We start from the raw sequence: 19899 nt of genomic DNA on the forward strand, positions 1-19899 counted from the left end.
AAAAATGATACAGTTCTTTTACGAAAACTTACCAGAGTCGGTAAGTACAGATTACAAAAAATGGCTGGAAGATCTTATTCTTTCAGAAGGAAAAAAACTAGGAGAAATCAATTACATTTTCTGTGATGATGAATATCTTCTTAAGATCAATCAGGATTATTTACAGCATGATTATTATACGGATATCATCACTTTTGATTATGTAAAAGGCAAGACAATAAGCGCTGAGATTTTCGTATCTTTGCAACGCATTTCTGATAACGCCTCTACCCTTTCCCGAGATTATGAAGAAGAATTAAGAAGGGTTTTAGCCCATGGTATTTTGCACCTTGCAGGCTATAAAGACAAGACGGAAGAGGAAGAAAAAGAGATGCGGAGAATGGAAGATTTGTACTTAGCCAAATACAGGAATTTAAAGATTTGAAATTGAACAATCACTTAAAGTCCCCTACCTAAAGTACTCAATTCTAGTAATAATATAACTTTATCTAGAGTGCATTCTTCAAAAATGTTTCACGTGAAACATTGGTTATAAAGATAAGGTTTAAAGCTTAAAACAAGCGAGATAAAAATGATTTCAGAAATATATGATGTAATAGTAGTAGGTGCCGGACACGCAGGTTGTGAAGCCGCTGCAGCCGCAGCCAACCTAGGTTCAAAAACCCTACTTGTTACAATGAATATGCAGACCATCGGACAGATGAGTTGCAACCCGGCAATGGGCGGAATCGCAAAAGGACAGATCGTAAGAGAGATTGATGCAATGGGAGGATATTCCGGAATTGTGGCAGACAAATCTGCAATCCAATTCAAGATGCTGAATCTTTCAAAAGGTCCTGCGATGTGGTCTCCGAGAACCCAAAATGATAGAATGCTTTTTGCCGAAGAATGGCGCTTAGCATTAGAGAATACTCCCAATCTTGATTTCTTTCAGGATATGGTGAAACAACTGATTATTGAAAATAATAAAGTAACCGGAGTAGTTACTTCTTTAGGAATTGAGATCAAAGCAAAATCTGTAGTTCTTACTAACGGAACTTTTCTTAATGGTTTAATTCATGTTGGAGATAAACAATTAGGCGGAGGAAGAATGGGTGAACCAAGAGCGTTTGGAATTACAGAACAATTGGTCACTTTAGGATTCGAAGCAGGAAGAATGAAAACCGGTACTCCACCAAGAGTAGATGGAAGAAGTTTGGATTATTCAAAAATGGAAGAACAGAAAGGAGATGAAAATCCCCAAAAGTTCAGCTATCTTGATACTCCGAAATTAACAAAACAATTAAGCTGTCATATCGTATATACTAACGAAACAGTACACGATATTTTAAGAGAAGGTTTTGACAGAAGCCCAATGTTCAATGGTACGATTCAAAGTTTAGGTCCAAGATATTGCCCAAGTATTGAAGATAAGATCAACCGTTTTGCAGAAAGAAACAGACACCAGCTTTTCGTAGAACCGGAAGGATGGAAAACTGTAGAGATCTATGTAAACGGATTCAGTTCTTCACTTCCGGAAGATGTACAGATCAAAGCAATGAAACAGATTCCCGGATTTGAAAACGTAAAAGTATTCCGTCCAGGTTATGCTATTGAATATGATTACTTCCCTCCTACCCAATTGAAACATACCCTTGAAACAAAATTAATTGATAATTTATATTTCGCAGGACAGATCAATGGAACAACAGGATATGAAGAAGCAGCAGGTCAAGGTTTAATCGCAGGTATCAACGCTCATAATAAAGTTCATGAAAAAGGAGATTTCATCTTAAACAGAGATGAAGCTTATATTGGGGTATTAATTGACGATCTTATCACTAAAGGAACTGAAGAACCTTACAGAATGTTTACTTCACGAGCTGAATACAGACTTCTCTTGAGACAAGATAACGCAGATATCAGATTAACTGAGAAAGCTTACCAATTAGGATTAGCAAAAGAAGAAAGATTAAGAAAAGTAGAAGTTAAAGTATCTGAAAGCCAAGCACTTGAAGAGTTTCTTCGCGAAACTTCTTTAAAACCTGGTATTATCAATCCGATTCTTGAATCTATAGAGAGCAATCCGGTAGATCAGGCGTACAGAGCCGCACAAATTCTTACCAGGCCTCATATGACACTGGGAAAACTTGATGAGATTGATTTCATTAAAGAAGTTTCCAGCCAATATAATGATGAAGTAAGAGAACAGGCAGAAATCAATATTAAGTATAAAGGATATATTGAGAAAGAAAAAGAGAATGTAGCAAAGTTGAACCGCCTGGAAAACATTAAAATTCCTGAGGACTTTGATTATACAAACCTTTCAAGCCTTTCTGCAGAAGCAAAACAGAAGATGTCTAAGGTACGTCCGAAGACAATTGCTCAGGCAGGAAGAATAAGCGGGGTTTCTCCAGCCGATATAAACGTTTTACTAGTGTATTTAGGACGTTAAAAAAGAAATGTTTCACGTGAAACATTAAAAATATAAAACAAAAATTAAGGTATTTATGAGCGTATAGCAAGCTCTGAATATCTTAATTTTTTTACAATACAAAAGATAACGATTTCAATGAAAATAAAAGATCATTTTCTTTCACAGGAAATATTTGAAATTAAAGAGACAGAAACAAAAGGTGTCTTCAAGACCACCCCTATCCCATCCAATATTTCCAGATATTATGAAAGTGAAGATTATATTTCTCATCACCAGGATTCCGGAAGTCTGAAAGAAAAACTTTATAAATTCCTTCAGTCTTTCAATCTGCAGTACAAAAAAAATATACTGATAGACAGAATTAAAAAAGGATCAAAAGTTCTTGATTACGGATGCGGTGCCGGAGAATTTGTAAAATATATAGAAAATGATTTTGATACTGTCGGTTTTGAACCTGATGCCGATGCCAGAAAAGCAGCACAGGGAAAAATAACGAAAGCTTCTGTATTGGATACTATCAATACAATTGAAGAAAACAGTTTAGATGCTATTACACTATGGCATGTGTTTGAACATATCGAAAATCAAGATGAAATGCTCGATGCTTTTCACGGGAAATTAAAAGAAAAAGGAATTCTTATAATCGCAGTCCCCAACCCTACTTCTTATGATGCAAAACATTATAAAGAATATTGGGCGGCTTATGATGTACCAAGACATATCTATCATTTTTCAAAAAATGGAATGGAAAATCTGATTTCAAAAAAATCAGACTGGAAGATGAGAAAAATCAAACCATTGGTATTAGACTCCTATTACATTTCGATGTTAAGCGAAAAATACAAAAAATCACCCTTATTTTGGGTAAAAGCAGTCATTCACGGAACGATTTCTAATGTAAAGGCGCTTTTTTCAAACGAATTTTCAAGTTTGATATACATTATCGAAAAAAGATAGAAAATCGATTTTTGAGCCATTTATGAAGGTCAATTTTCAGGGTTTTCTCCATTTAAAACTAAAAACTCAGGATATTCTCCTGAGTTTTTTTATTAAGATTAAAAGTTAATTTTTAGTTTTACAAAAAATTACTCAACCGGGGTATAAAATTTATAAATTGCCACTGATCCACTTTCAGAGAAAAAAAAATTTCACAAATTCTCTTTTTTCATTCATAAGCTCATTTTTGCTTCTAAACAATTAATGAGTTAAATTTTACATTTAATTTCTTCATCTTGAAGCAAAATTTTAGTTTTTAAAAGCAAATTCTTTCAAAAACACAACTAATTTACTGTTAAATCAATATAAGATGTAAATACTCGGAAAAATATAGTTTCGCAATTTTAAAGCTATTTCCAAAGGTCAATTTTTGCAGTTTTTCAAACTAAAATAAAAATTTAGATTAATAATTTTTCAAATTCAAAAGTGGTAGTTGAAATCAAAATCTATAAAAAGAAAAATTTTCAAATTCAAACTCCCCTACTCTGCTTAAAACTATTTCTGTAAAAAATAATTACTCCATATTAGACCTAAATAAATATTTCTGAAAAATCTTCAGATCATCTCATATTTAAAAAAATCAAGGGAGCATAAAATAATTTGCCAGAAAATTCTATTATAAAAAACAATGACCATAAATCACATAAAATTTTAAAAAATGTTTTTTATAATTTATTTTATCAAAATTGTAAATCTGCTGGGACTACATTGAAATAATCCCATTACTGCCCTAAAACGAATAATTTTTAAATTCTTGTCAGCTTTAAAAGCATAAAATTAAGTAAATAAAATATTTAAAATAGGTTTATTAACTGATAAACAGACAAATAAAACACTATCACAATTATGTGAATTAATAATTAATTAAAAACGTTGAAATAGACATTAAATTTTACAACAAAATTCTCGAGATTGGTAAAAAATGAAGAATTTAGAAATTGAATACAAAGATTCAATCGACAATTATGAAAATTTTAGAATCATAAGTTTATAGATCATTACCTTTACAACACTTCCCTATTCAAATATTTCAAAATTAAAAAAATATGAAAATTCGGCTTTATAAACCTGAATAGACATCAATCAAATTATATGAAATTTCAAGTCTTATAGTGACAAAATATATGTACTAATTCATTAAAAAAACATTGACTTGCCTCCTATCTTATGGCTTAAAAGAGCTAGCTTTTATTATAAAATGCAGGCATAAAACATAGGAATTCGGATATTCAAATTTATTAATGTAATGCTAATTTTAGGAAAATAATTGTCCTACAAAATCTAAGTAACTGGAATAGAATTCAACCCGAAGCAATATAACTATAAGTTATAACTTAAATCATCTGAAAACATCGATCAATAAAGGGTTTTCCAATAATCTCAATAATAAAAAAGTCTGCTAATTAAATTAGCAGACTTCAAAATATCTATTTATTTTTTTAATTATTGATTGCAGCTACACCAGGCAACTCAAGACCTTCAAGACTTTCAAGCATTGCTCCACCACCGGTAGAAACATAACTTACCTGATCAGCATATCCGAATTGCTTAACGAAAGCAACACTGTCTCCACCTCCCACTAAAGAGAAAGCTCCTAATCTTGTTGCTTCAGCAATACTTTCACCCAAGGCAACTGTTCCACCAGCAAAATGAGACATTTCAAAAACTCCAATCGGCCCATTCCAAAGAATCGTTCTAGAATTTAACAATACATCATTGAACTGATCTCTGGATTTGTGACCAGCGTCAAGTCCCATCCAACCTTCAGGGATTGCATAGATGTCAGCTTCTTTTCTTTCTACATCATTACTAAAACTTTCAGCGATGATAGCATCAGACGGAAGATATACTTTTACTTTATGTTCTTTAGCCTTTCCTAAAATCTCTAAAGCTAGAGGAAGCTTGTCTTCTTCTACCAAAGAATTACCAATTTTCCCTCCAAGAGCTTTTATAAAAGTAAATGCCATTCCTCCACCAATGATTAGATTATCTACTGCAGGAAGAATATTTTCTATAATGGTGATTTTAGTTGAAACCTTAGATCCTCCTAGGATAGCCGTAACAGGTCTCTCACCACTTTTCAATACTTTATCGATTGCCTTAAGTTCATTAGCCATCAGTAAACCGAAATATTTAGTTGATTGAAAGTATTGAGCAATTACTGCTGTAGAAGCATGAGCTCTATGTGCAGTTCCGAATGCGTCATTTACATAAGCATCTCCCAACTTAGAAAGTTTTTCAGCAAAACCTGCATCTCCCTTTTCTTCTTCATTATGAAAACGTACATTCTCCAATAATAAGATCTCACCCGGCTTCAGTTCAGCAGCAGCCTGCTCCGCTTTTTCGCCAATACATTCATCAACAAACTTTACTTCCTGTCCCAAAACAGAAGAAACTTCGCCAAGAATATGTTTAAGAGAAAACTCATCTTTAATCTCCCCCTTAGGTCTTCCAAGGTGTGTTATTAAGATGACAGAACCACCATCATTAAGGATCTTCTCCACTGTTGGTTTTACAGCAACAATTCTCGTATTGTCTGTCACCTTCAGCTGATCGTCCTGAGGAACATTGAAGTCCACTCTTACCAGAGCCTTCTTATCTTTAAAATTGAAATCATTGATTGTTTTCATAAGTAGATTTATTTTTTTCTGAGCCAAATGAAATCCTTGCGGCAAGATCCCAGATTGATTTCCGTAAATCCTGCAAAGCCAATTTCATAAATCTCATTGAATTTTCGTTTCACAAATGTAAGGTTTTAAACTTTTTCAACAGATTGATTAAAATAAAAGTTTTCAAAAACTTTCCCCGAACCCAATCACCCATTAATCAACAATTTTATCTCTTTAAAAAAAAAGAATAATGTAGTTGTTGTTGAGTGTTGTTAGTTTCGGGGATAAGTTTTAGGCTGAAAGTTGATAACATTCAACTTTTACTCAATTCATATTTAACTCACAATATAAATCCTTGTAAACCCGCTATTTCACATACTTATTAACAAATGTTGGTAACTCTGAAAAGAATCAATTATTAGTTATTTTATTATGGAGAAACCTGGGGATAGCTTGAGAAAAGATCTGGAAAGTTGTGGTAAAAATTTGCGGAAAGAATTTCCATTACGAAATAAATTGGTCTTTAAAAATAGAAAGTTGAGAAAAGTTTTCCACAGTTATTAACATACCTCTTAACAATTAACTCAGGGTTTACTAACACGAATTGTTATTATTCTTACCTTTGTAAGGAAATAGAATTTAATAAAGCTTAATAAGAGTATTATGAAAAGAAAAATTGCTATCGCAGCGGACCATGCAGGCTATGAATATAAGGAGATTGTTAAGAACTATCTTTCAGAACAATTTGAAGTTCAAGATTTTGGAACGTTTTCCACAAACAGTGTGGATTATCCGGACTTTGTACACCCTGCTACAACCTCTGTGGAAAACGGTGAAAATGAGCTGGGAATTTTAATCTGCGGAAGCGGAAACGGAGTTCAGATCACTGCGAACAAACATCAGAAAATAAGATGCGCTCTTTGCTGGATGCCGGAGATTGCAACACTGGCAAGACAACATAATGATGCCAATATGATTTCAATACCTGCAAGATTTATATCAAAGGAACTGGCGATTGAAATTGTAGATAAATTTCTTTCAACAGACTTCGAAGGTGGAAGACACCAGAACAGAGTTGATAAAATTGCAGTTTGCTAAATATACTAAGGCTTGTAAATCGTATTACAAGCCTTATTTATTTTTTATTCGTACATTTGCAGTGTCCAATAGAAATTACACTCTATTATTCTCCAAAGCCTTTCTTATATTTGAAATATATTTAATAGAAGGTTTTCTCTTTTCTTCTCAAGAATTGTATTAAATTTATACAAAACTAAAGCTCCCGTTCTAAGTAAACTGAAAGATAATTTCTGATGATGTACGGAAAGAATCTAATGATGAAATTGAATACCCTTATATAAGGAATGAATGAGGAAGATTTAGAAAAAGGTTTTATTTAAGCTAAGACCAAAACATTTAAAAGAAAATTAAAATGCCAAAAAAAAGAAAATATATAAGTCATAAAAATGATTTAAAAATGATGGAGATCGGAAGATTGATCCTCCGTTTTATGAATGCAAATTCATCCAAAATTTATAATTATAAGCAGATCGCTGAAGGAATAGATTACAAAAATCCAAGACAAAGAGAACTTGTTATCCAGGCACTGCATAAACTTCAGGGATCTGAAAAGATAAAAGAAGTAGAAAAAGGAAAATATATAGTGAACCTGAAAATTGCAGGAACGCTTACCGGAATTATTGATTTCAACCAAAGTGGAAATGCCTATGTAAAGGTAGAAGGATTGGAAGATGATGTCTTCGTTCACTCCAAAAATGTCAAGGATGCCCTGCAGGGAGATAAGGTTCTTATTATAACTTATCATTATAAAGGAAAGAAACTGGAAGGCTCTGTTCTGGAGGTTTTGGAGAGAAACAGAACTGAGTTTGTAGGAACATTTCAGAAGGTTGCTCATAAAGATTTTGGGTTTGTTGTTTGTGATAAAAAATCAATCAATACCGATATCTTTATTCCGAAGGGAAAATTCAGCAATGCTGAAGATGGAGATAAAGTAATTGTAAAAATGACAGAATGGAGACCTGGAGATAAAAATCCTGAAGGAGAAATTATAAAAGTATTAGGAGCTCCCGGAGAACACGAAACAGAGATCCACTCTATTCTTGCAGAATATGGTTTACCTTACGAGTTTCCACCGGAAGTGGAAGCAGATGCGGATAAAATTGACAGAAGTATTACTGATGAAGAAGCTGCAAAACGTTGGGATATGCGTGGTATCTGCACATTTACCATTGACCCTAAGGATGCGAAAGACTTTGATGATGCTCTATCTATAAGAAAATTGGAAACTGGAAACTGGGAAATCGGGGTTCACATTGCAGATGTATCTCATTATGTAGTTCCGGGAACTATTCTTGATGATGAAGCGTATAAAAGAGCAACTTCAGTATATCTTGTTGACAGAGTTGTCCCGATGCTGCCTGAAGTTTTGAGTAATGATGTTTGTTCTCTTCGTCCTAACGAAGATAAATATACTTTTTCAGCAGTTTTTGAGCTGAATGATCAGGCTGAAATTCAGAAACAGTGGTTTGGAAGAACAGTTATCCATTCAGACAGAAGATTTAGCTATGAAGAAGCTCAGGAACGTATCGAAACGGGACAGGGAGATCTGGCAGAAGAGATCAATACTCTTGACAAGCTGGCTAAGATTATGCGTGATGAACGTATCAGAAGAGGTGCGATTACTTTTGACAGAAGTGAAGTAAGATTCAATCTTGACGAAAATAATGAACCTATTGGAGTTTACTTTAAAATAAGCAAAGATTCCAATCACCTGATCGAAGAATTTATGCTTTTGGCCAATAAAAAAGTGTCTGAATTTGTATCTCTGGGTAAAAAGAAAGAGATCACCAATAATACATTTATTTATAGGGTTCACGATGATCCGGATCCGGCAAAACTGGAATCTTTAAGAGACTTTGTTTCTACTTTCGGATATAAAATGGATCTTGCCAATACCAAAAAGGTTGCAGAATCTTTGAATAAGCTTCTTCATGATGTGAAAGGAAAAGGAGAAGAAAATATGATTGAAACGCTGGCGATGAGAAGTATGAGCAAAGCCGTATATTCTACAGAACCTATTGGCCACTATGGTCTAGGATTCGAGTATTACAGCCACTTTACCTCTCCTATCCGTCGTTATCCGGATTTGCTTGCACACCGTCTTCTTCAGCATTATCTGGATGGAGGGAAATCTCCAAACAGGCCGGAGCTTGAAGAAAAAGCAAAACATTGCAGTTCAATGGAAAGATTGGCAGCAGATGCAGAAAGAGATTCTATCAAGTTTATGCAGGTGAAATTCATGGAAAAACACTTGGGAGAAACTTTCAGAGGTGTAATTTCCGGAGTGGCAGAATTTGGTTTCTGGGTTGAAATTCCGGAAAACGGTGCTGAAGGGTTGATCAAACTGAGAGACCTTGTAGACGACTCATACACGTACGAAGCAAAAACACACGCAGTGTATGGAATAAGACATGGAAACAGATACCAGCTGGGAGATGAAGTTCAGATCAAAGTGGTAAAAGCAAATCTGATTCAGAAGCAGCTTGATTTCAAGATTGTAGACAATGACTAAGATAGATAAATCTATTGTCTTTAGTATCTTAAATGCAATATTATTGATAACAGTTATTTTTAATACTGTTATCAATTTTTATCTTTTTGTATTGGTTCTGGCCGTTCTTGTTGTATTATGTAATATTTTAATTAAAAGAAATATTATCAATATTAAAAAACAAGAGAGAAAATATTTTTTTGGAGTTACTTTTCCACTGGTAATTAATGGATTCTTTTTGATCAATTATATTACAGGAATGAATCCCACGAAAGAAACATACTGTTTCAAATGTATGGTTTCAGAAGTTGGAAGCGTACGAAGCCATCAGAAAGGAAAGACAACTTACGTTTATTTGAGTGGAAACGCTTATGAATATTCTTATATGACCAGAAGTTTTTGGATTGATTATAAAAGAATGCTATTTAAAAATCAGGTTATTTATACCTTTGAAAGAGGTATTTTTGGTCTTAAAATTAGAAAAGATTTCGAATTTGTTTCTAATGAAAACTGTTTGGAAAAATAAAAAATCAGATTGCTGAACATATTCTGCAAAACTATAATATAAAAGAGGTCATTTCATTTAGAAATGACCTCTTTGTTTTTTTTTAAACTTTTGAATAGACACTCCTCTCCTATTTCCTTAAAAATTTCACATTAAACTCTCCTTAAAATCCACTTGATATATCGCAACTTTATTGAATAATTAAATCATAAAGTCTAACTTTGTATAAAACGAAATGAATTTTATTCATTTTTAAATACCACTTAATGCTAGAACTTGTACTATCTGCCGTCATATTAGGATTTATGCTGAGCCTGGTTTTTATAGGACCCATCTTCTTCCTTTTAATTGAAACCAGCTTTTCCAGAGGGCCAAAACATGCCTTATCACTGGATCTTGGAGTGATTACTGCAGATTTATTATGTATTGTAGCGGCCTATTATGCCAGTACAGATATTGTAAGTTTAATAGACAAACATCCCGGGTTTTACAGGATCACCTCTATTCTTATTTTTGTCTATGGAATTGTGATGCTGGTTACCAAAACCAAAATGCATATGCCTGGTGAAGAAAGAATCATTGGTCAAAATTATTTCAAAACTTTTTTCAATGGTTTTTTCTTTAATCTTCTGAATGTTGGAGTCATCCTTTTCTGGCTGGTAACGGTAATTTCTGTAAGGAATCAATATCCAGACACCAGCAGTTTTATTTTATACATAGGCATAGTACTGGGCACTTACCTTTCAATAGATCTTGCCAAGATATTTCTTGCTAAGCAATTTCACGATAAATTAACACAAAAACTGGCCAATCAAATCAGAAGAGTTGTTGGCTGTATTCTTATTGTCTTCAGTTTCTTTATCTTCCTGCAGAGTTTCAAAAAGTTCAATCAGTTTGAAAAACAGCTGGAAGAAGCAGAAAAGAAAGAAGTAAAATATCAAAAAACAAAATGAAAAAAATGATCTTTCCAAAGTCTCTTAAAAAAGGAGACAAAATAGCTGTTATTTCCCCTGCAGGAGCGGTAGACGCCTCTCAAATGGAAAAGGGAATAGAAATGATTAAAAGTAGAGGTTTTGAACCCGTTCTCGGGGAGCATCTTTACACGAAATTTTCAAACGGATATAATTATGCCGGAACAGAACAGGAAAGAATAAAAGATATCAATTGGGCTTTCAATGATACAGAGATCAGAGCGGTATGGGCTTCCAGAGGAGGCTATGGATGTCAGCATCTGATTCAGCACCTGAAAATGAAAGGTTTTACTGAAAATCCTAAATGGTATATCGGGTATTCTGATAACACCGTGATACAAAGTTATCTGTTGAAAAAAGGGTTCGTTTCCATTCATGGACAGACCATCAAGACATCCAGTTTTGGCGTTACTGATGAAAGCTATGACTTAATCTTTGATATCTTAAAAGGGAAAACTCTAAAATACAGCCTTGAATCAAATCAATTCAATAAAGAAGGGAATATTGAAGGAGAATTGATCGGAGGGAATTTAGCCCTTGTTTATGCCCTTTTAGGAACTAAATATTCTTTTGATTTTAAAGATAAAATCCTGTTTATTGAAGACATCGGAGAAAACTTCTATGCATTAGACCGCATGATCATGAGTCTGGAGCTGGCAGGCGTTTTCAATAAGATCAAAGGACTTATTATAGGAGGTATGACTAATATGGGAGACGAAAAGGAAAATAAGAGCTACGAAGAAAGCTTTGATGAATTTGCCTATAAACTGATCTCAGAGAGAATCTCGAAATATAAATTCCCTGTAGTATTTGGTTTCCCGAATGGACATATTAAAGATAACCGACCACTTTTAATTGGGGGAAATGTTAAAATGAAGATTGGTGCTAAAGTAAAGATCGATTTTTAAAAAGACTACCACTCTCCTATCTCCAAACTCTTAAATATAATATATGGCTGATCATAATGATTTTGGAAAAATAGCAGAAGATATTGCAGCCGATTATCTTCAGAAAAATGGCTGCAGAATCCTTGCGAGAAACTTCCGGTTTCAGAAAGCGGAAATTGATATTATTGCTGAAAAAGATAATCTGATTATCGTTGTGGAAGTGAAAGCCAGATCTACGGATTTTTTCATTCTTCCACAGGAAGCAGTCACTAAAACAAAAATAAAATCCATTGTTTCTGCTGCCAACCATTATCTTGAAGAATTTAATAAAGAGAACGAAGTCAGATTTGATATTATCTCCGTTCTTCCTGATGAAAACAAAAATTTAACGATTGACCACATAACCGATGCTTTTCAGGCATTGGACGCAAATTAGTAATCAATATAACAATGTATGAAGATAGCAATATCATACTCTTGGTAAAGTATTCCATTCATACAGTTAATAAACAATTTTATGAAGACAGTATTAATCACCGGAGCTACTTCCGGTATAGGTAAAGCCACTGCAGAGCTTCTTGCGAAACAAGGAAACAGAATCATTATCTGCGGAAGAAGAAGTGACGTGTTGGAAGATGTAAAAACAGAGCTTTCTCAATATACCGAAATATTTAGTTTATTGTTTGATGTAAGGAATCTTGAAGAGGTGGAAGCTGCGATAAATTCACTTCCTGAAAACTGGAAAGAGATTGATGTTCTGATCAATAATGCAGGAAATGCCCACGGGATGGATCCTCTTTCGGCTGGTAAAACAGATGACTGGGATTCTATGATTGACGGAAATGTAAAGGGATTACTCTATGTTTCTAAAATGATCATTCCGATTATGAAAACTAAAAATTTAGGCCATATAGTAAATATTAGTTCTGTGGCAGCAAGGCAGACCTATGCAAATGGAGTAGTGTACTGTGCAACGAAAAAAGCAGTAGACGTTATTTCTGAAGGAATGAGACTGGAACTTACCGAATTTGGAATCAAAGTAACCAACATTCAGCCGGGCGCTGTAGAAACCGATTTTTCTTTAGTAAGATTCAAAGGGGACAGCGAGAAAGCTTCAACGGTATATGCTGGCTACGAAGCTCTGAAGGCAGAAGATATTGCGGATGCCATTGCTTACTGTGTGAATGCCCCGAAACACGTTAGCATTTCTGATATGACAATCTACCCGACTGCTCAGGCAGAACCAAGAACTATTTATAGAAAATAGTCAAAATAATGGAGTAAATTTGCAGAACATTAAAAGCGATGTTGCTTTCGCAATTTTGCTGCTTAGCTTAAAACAAGAAAATGAAAATTCTATATCTGGAAACATCATCCAAAAACTGTTCGGTAGCGGTATCAGACAATGAAAAACTACTGTGTGTGTGTGAAGAGGTTTCCGAAAACTATAAACAGTCTGAAAGCCTTCATACCTATGTGGAATGGGCACTGGAAGGAGCGGGGATTGCTCTTAAAGATATCGAAGCCGTTTCTTTGGGGAAAGGTCCCGGATCTTATACCGGTCTAAGGATTGGCGCAGCCTCTGCAAAAGGATTCTGCTATGGACTTAAAGTTCCTCTGATTGCTATAAATTCCCTCGAAAGTATGATAGAGCCTTTTTTAGGCGATAACTATGACTTTATAGTACCTTTGATTGATGCGAGGAGAATGGAGGTGTATACAGCCGTTTATGACGGAAGTACGGGAAAAGAATTATCTGAGACCGAAGCTAAAATTTTGGACGAAACTTCTTTTGAAGAATTCAGAGATAAAAAAGTATTGTTTGTAGGAGACGGAGCCAAGAAGGCAAAAGAAATCCTGAATCTTCCTGATGCCGTTTTTAACGAGACTGTTTATCCTTCTGCACAATATCTTATCACAAGAACATTGGAAAAAATAGAGAATAAAGAGTTTGAAGATATAGCGTATTTTGAACCTTTCTATCTCAAAGATTTCCATGGAGTAAAGAAAAAGAACTCTTGAGATCTTAATCAAAAATAAAGAACAGCATAAAAAAAGCGAAGAGTACATCTTCGCTTTTTTATTTTATTGAGGTCTTGGCGGTGCCTTTGACGCAGGTTTGGTTTCTGCTGATTTCTTATTTTTTTGCTGTTGCTGAGCAGGATTTCCCTGTTGTGGAGTAGGGTCCATATTCAGGGTTTGTGAACTGATATTTTCCAGCTTTTGTACTTTTCCGTTGTTCATTTGCGGAGCGCCAGTGTTTTGGGCATTAGGCTGTACGGGTGCTCCTCCTGGTTGTTGTGGAACAGCATTTCCTTTATTATCCGTTGCCTGGAAGCTGAGATCACTTTTCAGATAAACCAGCATTTCTTTAGCCCTTATACCTTCCGGAGTTTTAGAATAATTCAGAGCAATCTGTTCAAGCTGCAGAATCATTACTTCCTTTCCGTTGGCTTTTCCTGCATTAAATGCATTGAGCAGGTACAATTTAGGAACCAGTGCATCCTTAGGGAATTTTTGAAGAGTCTGATCTATCACTTCCTTACTTTCCGCAAACTTTTCAGATTCAAATAAAGCATATGCTTTTTTATATTCATTTTCAACTTCTTCCGTTGATTTTACGAACGATTTGTTTTTAGGATTTCTGGCAAATTCAGCATAAGACGTATAAGGATAGTCCGTCAATAGAATTTGTTTTGCCTTTTCGGATATCTGAGGATTCTTCTCATAATTCATGGCAAAAATCTCATACAGAGCCTGCAGCATTACTTTTTCTTCCGGTTTTACATCTACAAGATCATACAGCGTTTTTGTCGCTAGGGGAGTGTTGGTAAAATAGTTCTGATACATGATTCCCAGACCTAATGAAGCAGTATCTCTGTCCTTTTTCAATTGGGATAATTTACCTTGATCTGTCGGGATCTGCTCAATATAGTAAGAAGGTTCAAAACGTCTTGGATTAGGGGCTGAAGTAACTCCCAACGCTTCATTCTTCATATCTTCAATAGAAGCCATTTTCTTGGAAAAACGCCAGTTATCGGCAAGAGCACGATCTCCCCAGACTTGTTTAAACGTGGATGTTCCTTTGCTTACAGTTCCGGTATTGCCGAAGTAAAATCCTTTGGTCGTCACTCCGAAATCCTCAAAAGCATTGGAACTATTGGCAAAAATAGAATTAGCGCTGTAATCTCCGGTATCAAATCCTTTGCTCCTTTCTGCACGTCTTCTTTCCTGCTCTTCTTTCTCTTCCTTAATCTTTAGTTTTGCTATATATTTCGTGAAATAATCTGTTTTCTGGCCTTCATCCATCTTTGCCAGAGAAAGAATACTGTCATTCTTTTTGATCAGATAATAATTCTTTGAAATCTTTTTGATGTAGGCAGACTGATCTTTTAACAAGATTTTTGATGGCTCATACGTCATTACTGCAAGGGCAGAATCATAATAGCTTCCCGCACCGATGTAATCATTTTTGTCAAGATAATTTTTTCCTATTTCATAATAAGCCAATCCACGGATCTGTGGGTCAGAAACCTTTTCAAACAGGGACTTTCTGAAGAATTGCTGGGCTTCATCTTTTTTACCTGCTTTATTGGCCATTAAACCTAAAGCATAATAAAATTCATTTTTTCTGGAACCATAAGTCCCTTTCTTACTGATTCCTTCCAGATAGTTTTTGGCTCCTGCATAATCACCCTTACCATTAAAAGTTTTAGCAATGGCAATCTGGGATTTTACTTCAAATTCAAAATCATTGGCATATTTATACGCTGCGGTATAACTTTCTCTTGCTTTGTCATTCTGATTAAGATTTTCTAAAACCTGGCCTCTCAGATAAGCAATTCTACTCTTTAGTTTTCTGTTGCCGTTCAGTTCAAAAGCATCATCAAGTTCTTTGGCTGCCTCTTCCTTTTTACCCGCATCCAGCAGAGATTCAGAGTAATAGATGCTCAGCAGTTTTTTATAGCTCTTATTGATATCTTCTCCTTTCAGTTTAGCAAAAGTTTCATGAGCTCTGTGATAATCTTTGATTTGATTGTATGCAAGGCCTTGATAAATTCTTGCCAGGGCGATCCTTTTATCGTCTTTCATGTGGGTGAACACATAATTAAGAGCATCCAGCGCTTCCAGAGATTTGCCTCTATAAATTCTCGATTGAACAAGGATCATATAGGCATCAAAAATCTGCTTGTTTTTTTCTTCACCGTTTCTGGTCACAGAATATTTATTAATCGCTTTTAAAGCTTTTGCTTCTGCAATTTCGAGGGTAGTAGCTCCTTTACTCTGTTCGCCGTCAGGTCTTGCAGGAGCATTTCCCTGAGGTCCTCCAGGTATATTGGGTACTCCAGAATTTCCTCTTCCTGAAGGTCTGTTGGCTACTTCAGCCATTTTCATGGAGTTTTCGGCAAAAGCTTCTGACTGTCCAAGATCACTTCCCAAAGGCTGTTCTTCATAGGTAAGAATGGGAATATAAGGTGCATAAAAATTGTCTTTATGTCCTTTATCTCTGGTTGTAAACTCACTGTTCAATGCATCTTTCGCATTAAAAAGAGTGTTGTAATATGTGGAAAATCCTTTCAATAGTTTTGATCGTTGCTCCGGCTTTTTTGTTTTGGTAGCACAGGAAGCAACAAGACATATCACTAAAAGGAACAATATATTCTTTTTCATTATTCAATATAACTCGCTAGTCTGCTTTTTATTATCAGCGGTTTGCTGATTTTGTAAAAATAATAAAATTTTATAATGAATAATATTTATATTTCTTGCGGAAACATTTTATTTCTTCTTTAATCAATATTTAGGGCCTTACTCATTTTTTAAATCAGGGAGGTTTCTTTCAATATTTTGTAGACAAGATGGGTAGGAAGTCCCATAATAGTATAAAAACTTCCTGTAAGACTTGTGATCTTCGCCATTCCCAGCCATTCCTGAATACCATAGCTGCCCGCTTTATCGAAAGGCTTATAGTTTTGAATATAATAGTTTATTTCTTCATCGGAGAGCTCATCAAGCGTAACATCAGCTACATCGGTTTCTGTAATCGATTTATCTGCAGTTTTGATGGTAATTCCTGTATAAACCTGATGGGTTCTTCCCGAAAGGCTTTGAAGCATCTTGTAGGCATCAGCTTCATCTTTAGGCTTTCCAAGGATTTGATTATCAATAGCTACTACCGTATCCGCGGTCAGCAGAACTTCATCCGTCTCCAGACTTCTGAAAGCATCTGCTTTTAAATCAGACAGGTAGGCCGCAGCTTCTTCTATTTTTATATGTTCCGGAAGAATTTCTTCACAGTCTATTTTTACCACTTCAAATTCAAAACCAAGGCTTGAAAGAAGTTCTTTTCTTCTTGGTGATTGGGATGCTAAAAGTAATTTCATACCGGTAATTATACAGATTGGGTGTTATCATCATGCCAGTTTCCCTGAACCTTCATTACCTGTTCAATCACATCGCGTACAGCTCCGGTTCCTCCTTTTTTTGGAGAAATATAATCGGAGATTCCCTTTACCTCAGGAACTGCATTTTCAGGACAGGCTGCAATAGCAGAACTTTCCATGATATGAATATCCGGAAGGTCATCACCCATCGTCAGGATTTCTTCGTTTTTAAGATTGTGTTTCTTCTTGAAATCTTCAAAATCTTCAATTTTGTTATGAGATTTGGGATAGTAATCCTGGATACCAAGATAATTGATTCTATGTTTTACCATGTCATCATTTCCACCGGTAATCACTCCAATCAAATAATTATTTTTTAATGCTTTCACTACTGCATAGCCATCCAGGACATTCATTACCCTGCACATATTTCCTCCGGGAAGCAGATAAACACTTCCGTCTGTAAAAACTCCGTCAACATCAAATACAAATGCTTTAATATCTTTTAATTTCTCTTTATAACTCATACATTTTCTGAATAGAATGATTCATTGTTTTATAAATTTCAAGACTTTCGCCTTTTAATAACTGTTCATGCAGCTGCAAAATTCTTACATCATTTCTCACGGCAGGACCAGTCTGTGCTTCTTTAGGTTCAACTTCATAAATTTTCTGAACCGTTTCATCAATCAGTGGTAAGAAATAATCAAACGGAATTTCCTGAGAATCCGAAATTTCTTTAGCCCTTGAAAAAAGATGATTCACAAAATTACAGGCGAAAACCGCTGTCAAATGAATGTATTTTCTTTTTTCGTGGCTGCTTTCCATTACTTTCTCAGAAACTTGTGAAGCAAGGTCAAGCAGTATTTTCTGATCTTCTTCATTTTCTGCTTCTACAAAAAACGGAATTTTTTCATATTCCAGTTCTTTCGATTTTGAAAAAGTCTGTAAAGGGTAGAAGCTGGCCTTCCTGTACTCACCAGACAGAGCTTCTTTTGGAAGTGATCCGGATGTATGGGCAACCAAACAATCTTTTTCAGTAATGATCTTTGAAACTTCTTCTACGGAATGATCACTCACACAGATGATATAAAGATCTGCCTCCTTCAGTTGATCTGTGGAATAGGGGATGTTTAATTCTTCTGAAATTTTACTTAATTCTTTTTTGTTCCTGCCAAAAATCTGGGCCAGGGGAATGCTTTTCAAAGTGAAAGCTTTTGCCATATGATAGGCAACATTTCCGGAACCGATGATTACAATTTGCATATAACAAATATAAGATTTTAAGCTGAGCCGGAAAAGGAAGAAGACTTCGGAAATCCTGTACTTCAATATAGGCACGTTTATTGCGTAAGTGTCTCATATTATTTTAAATATTTAATTGAAAATTGAAGATTTAATTTAACTTTCAGTTATTTTTGTAATCCAAAACAGTGTAAGGCATCTTATGAAGATTAAGGACGCGGAAATTATTTCGTTGATGCAGAATCCACGGACCCAGGATAAAGGTGTCCGTGCCTTGATGGATGCCTATCAAAGCAGATTGTACTGGCACATAAGAAGAATTATTGTGGACGGAGATCTTGCACAGGATACTTTGCAGGAAACTTTTATTAAAGCTTATCAAAATTTTCATCAGTTCAAAAATGATAGCCAGTTGTATACCTGGTTGTACAGAATTGCTACCAATGAAGCATTACAGCAGGTGAACAAAATGAAGAAAATGCAGAAGACTGATGAAGATCCTGAGTATCATATGCAGAATCTGGTTGCTGACAATACGGAAGGAGATGCCGAAGAAATACAGATTTTTCTGCAGAATGCTATACAAAGCCTGCCCGAGAAGCAGAAACTGGTATTTATGATGCGGTATTATGATGATTTGCCCTACGAAGAAATATCAAAAATTGTAGATATGTCAGTAGGGACTTTGAAAACGAATTATCATTATGCCAAACAGAAAATAGAAGATTATATTAAAGAAAATTACGAAAGATAATTTTTGATCCCAACAAAGATGAAAGAGTTCGACATAGAAAAATTAGAGCGTAAGAACATTTACACAGTTCCTGATAATATGTTTGAAAATATTCAGGAGAAGGTTATGAATGATATAAAGACAAGTAAAAAAGCACCTGTCTTTAAGCTGAACTGGATGTATGCAGCAGCGGCATCACTGGCTTTGATCTTTGGAGCAACTTATGTCTTCAATTCAGATAATGAGGCTACTCAGAAAGGATTGAATTCTGAAACAACCTATGCTGCCAATACCGGAGAACAAAAAACAGAAGGTGAGCTTGCTTATGAAACTTTAAAATCTGATTTAACTACTGTTGAAAATAATGATCAAACAGTTGAAAATCAAAAAAATAAAGATGCTTACGCTTATAAAAGCGTAGACGAATCTGAAAAAACAATAGAGACACCAAAACCGGTGAAAACCGTGAAGAAAAAAGAAGAAACACGAATGAATGAATATCTGGACTCGTTTTCTAATTCTGAAATTGCAGAGTTAGCAAGTAATTCGACTCAGGACGTTTATTTGGATATTTATAATTAA

General features: G+C 34.9%; 18 protein-coding genes. 13 read left to right on the forward strand and 5 right to left on the reverse strand.

Features of this window, described 5'->3' with window-relative positions; genetic code table 11:
• Positions 1-4 precede the first annotated feature (4 nt).
• The 3 genes from ybeY to GFU89_RS13730 all read left to right on the forward strand — a co-directional run bounded on the left by ybeY (position 5) and on the right by GFU89_RS13730 (position 3373).
• Complete coding sequence (gene ybeY / locus GFU89_RS13720) at positions 5-424, forward strand: rRNA maturation RNase YbeY (protein ID WP_318847660.1); 420 nt, start codon at positions 5-7, stop codon at positions 422-424.
• A 147-nt stretch (positions 425-571) separates the two neighbouring features.
• Positions 572-2434, forward strand: coding sequence for a tRNA uridine-5-carboxymethylaminomethyl(34) synthesis enzyme MnmG (gene mnmG, locus GFU89_RS13725; RefSeq protein WP_318847661.1), 1863 nt, complete (start codon positions 572-574; stop codon positions 2432-2434).
• A gap of 117 nt (positions 2435-2551) precedes the next feature.
• Complete coding sequence (locus GFU89_RS13730; protein ID WP_318847662.1) at positions 2552-3373, forward strand: class I SAM-dependent methyltransferase; 822 nt, start codon at positions 2552-2554, stop codon at positions 3371-3373.
• Between the two features lie 1478 nt (positions 3374-4851).
• Here GFU89_RS13730 and GFU89_RS13735 read toward each other — a convergent pair.
• Positions 4852-6042, reverse strand: a complete 1191-nt coding sequence (locus GFU89_RS13735; RefSeq protein WP_318847663.1) for a phosphoglycerate kinase — start codon at positions 6040-6042, stop codon at positions 4852-4854.
• Between the two features lie 642 nt (positions 6043-6684).
• On the opposite strand from GFU89_RS13735, the gene rpiB reads away from it, so the two are divergent.
• The 8 genes from rpiB to tsaB all read left to right on the forward strand — a co-directional run bounded on the left by rpiB (position 6685) and on the right by tsaB (position 13977).
• Positions 6685-7119 (forward strand): ribose 5-phosphate isomerase B, encoded by a 435-nt coding sequence (rpiB, locus tag GFU89_RS13740; RefSeq protein WP_318847664.1) that lies wholly within the window; start codon positions 6685-6687, stop codon positions 7117-7119.
• A gap of 334 nt (positions 7120-7453) precedes the next feature.
• Positions 7454-9613, forward strand: a complete 2160-nt coding sequence (rnr, locus tag GFU89_RS13745) for a ribonuclease R (protein ID WP_318847665.1) — start codon at positions 7454-7456, stop codon at positions 9611-9613.
• Positions 9606-10118, forward strand: coding sequence for a hypothetical protein (locus GFU89_RS13750; protein ID WP_318847666.1), 513 nt, complete (start codon positions 9606-9608; stop codon positions 10116-10118). The genes rnr and GFU89_RS13750 overlap by 8 nt, the downstream gene beginning before the upstream one ends.
• Before the next feature lie 245 nt (positions 10119-10363).
• Complete coding sequence (locus GFU89_RS13755; RefSeq protein WP_318847667.1) at positions 10364-11050, forward strand: LysE family translocator; 687 nt, start codon at positions 10364-10366, stop codon at positions 11048-11050.
• A complete protein-coding gene (locus GFU89_RS13760) occupies positions 11047-11976 on the forward strand; it encodes an LD-carboxypeptidase (RefSeq protein ID WP_318847668.1) in 930 nt (309 codons plus the stop codon). Before GFU89_RS13755 ends, GFU89_RS13760 begins: the two co-directional genes overlap by 4 nt.
• Positions 11977-12019: 43 nt before the next feature.
• A complete protein-coding gene (locus GFU89_RS13765) occupies positions 12020-12391 on the forward strand; it encodes a YraN family protein (protein WP_318847669.1) in 372 nt (123 codons plus the stop codon).
• 81 nt (positions 12392-12472) lie between these two features.
• Positions 12473-13222, forward strand: coding sequence for an SDR family NAD(P)-dependent oxidoreductase (locus GFU89_RS13770; protein WP_318847670.1), 750 nt, complete (start codon positions 12473-12475; stop codon positions 13220-13222).
• Positions 13223-13302: 80 nt separating this feature from the next.
• Positions 13303-13977 carry a tRNA (adenosine(37)-N6)-threonylcarbamoyltransferase complex dimerization subunit type 1 TsaB gene (gene tsaB, locus GFU89_RS13775; protein ID WP_318847671.1) on the forward strand — a complete coding sequence of 225 codons (675 nt, stop codon included), beginning with the start codon at positions 13303-13305 and terminating at the stop codon, positions 13975-13977.
• Between the two features lie 63 nt (positions 13978-14040).
• Here tsaB and GFU89_RS13780 read toward each other — a convergent pair whose 3' ends face one another.
• From GFU89_RS13780 to GFU89_RS13795, 4 genes are all read right to left on the reverse strand, one after another.
• Positions 14041-16626 (reverse strand): tetratricopeptide repeat protein, encoded by a 2586-nt coding sequence (locus GFU89_RS13780; protein ID WP_318847672.1) that lies wholly within the window; start codon positions 16624-16626, stop codon positions 14041-14043.
• 149 nt (positions 16627-16775) lie between these two features.
• Positions 16776-17339 (reverse strand): Maf family nucleotide pyrophosphatase, encoded by a 564-nt coding sequence (locus GFU89_RS13785; protein WP_318847673.1) that lies wholly within the window; start codon positions 17337-17339, stop codon positions 16776-16778.
• Between the two features lie 8 nt (positions 17340-17347).
• Positions 17348-17866, reverse strand: a complete 519-nt coding sequence (locus GFU89_RS13790; RefSeq protein ID WP_318847674.1) for a KdsC family phosphatase — start codon at positions 17864-17866, stop codon at positions 17348-17350.
• On the reverse strand, positions 17856-18605 hold the full coding sequence (locus tag GFU89_RS13795; RefSeq protein WP_318847675.1) for a Rossmann-like and DUF2520 domain-containing protein: 750 nt from the start codon (positions 18603-18605) through the stop codon (positions 17856-17858). Before GFU89_RS13795 ends, GFU89_RS13790 begins: the two co-directional genes overlap by 11 nt.
• Before the next feature lie 181 nt (positions 18606-18786).
• Between GFU89_RS13795 and GFU89_RS13800 the strand changes: the two genes are divergently transcribed.
• A complete protein-coding gene (locus GFU89_RS13800; protein ID WP_318847676.1) occupies positions 18787-19338 on the forward strand; it encodes an RNA polymerase sigma factor in 552 nt (183 codons plus the stop codon).
• A gap of 18 nt (positions 19339-19356) precedes the next feature.
• Positions 19357-19899 (forward strand): hypothetical protein, encoded by a 543-nt coding sequence (locus tag GFU89_RS13805; RefSeq protein WP_318847677.1) that lies wholly within the window; start codon positions 19357-19359, stop codon positions 19897-19899.

This window comes from Chryseobacterium sp. JV558, from assembly GCF_033712365.1.
Taxonomy (GTDB): Bacteria; Bacteroidota; Bacteroidia; order Flavobacteriales; family Weeksellaceae; genus Chryseobacterium.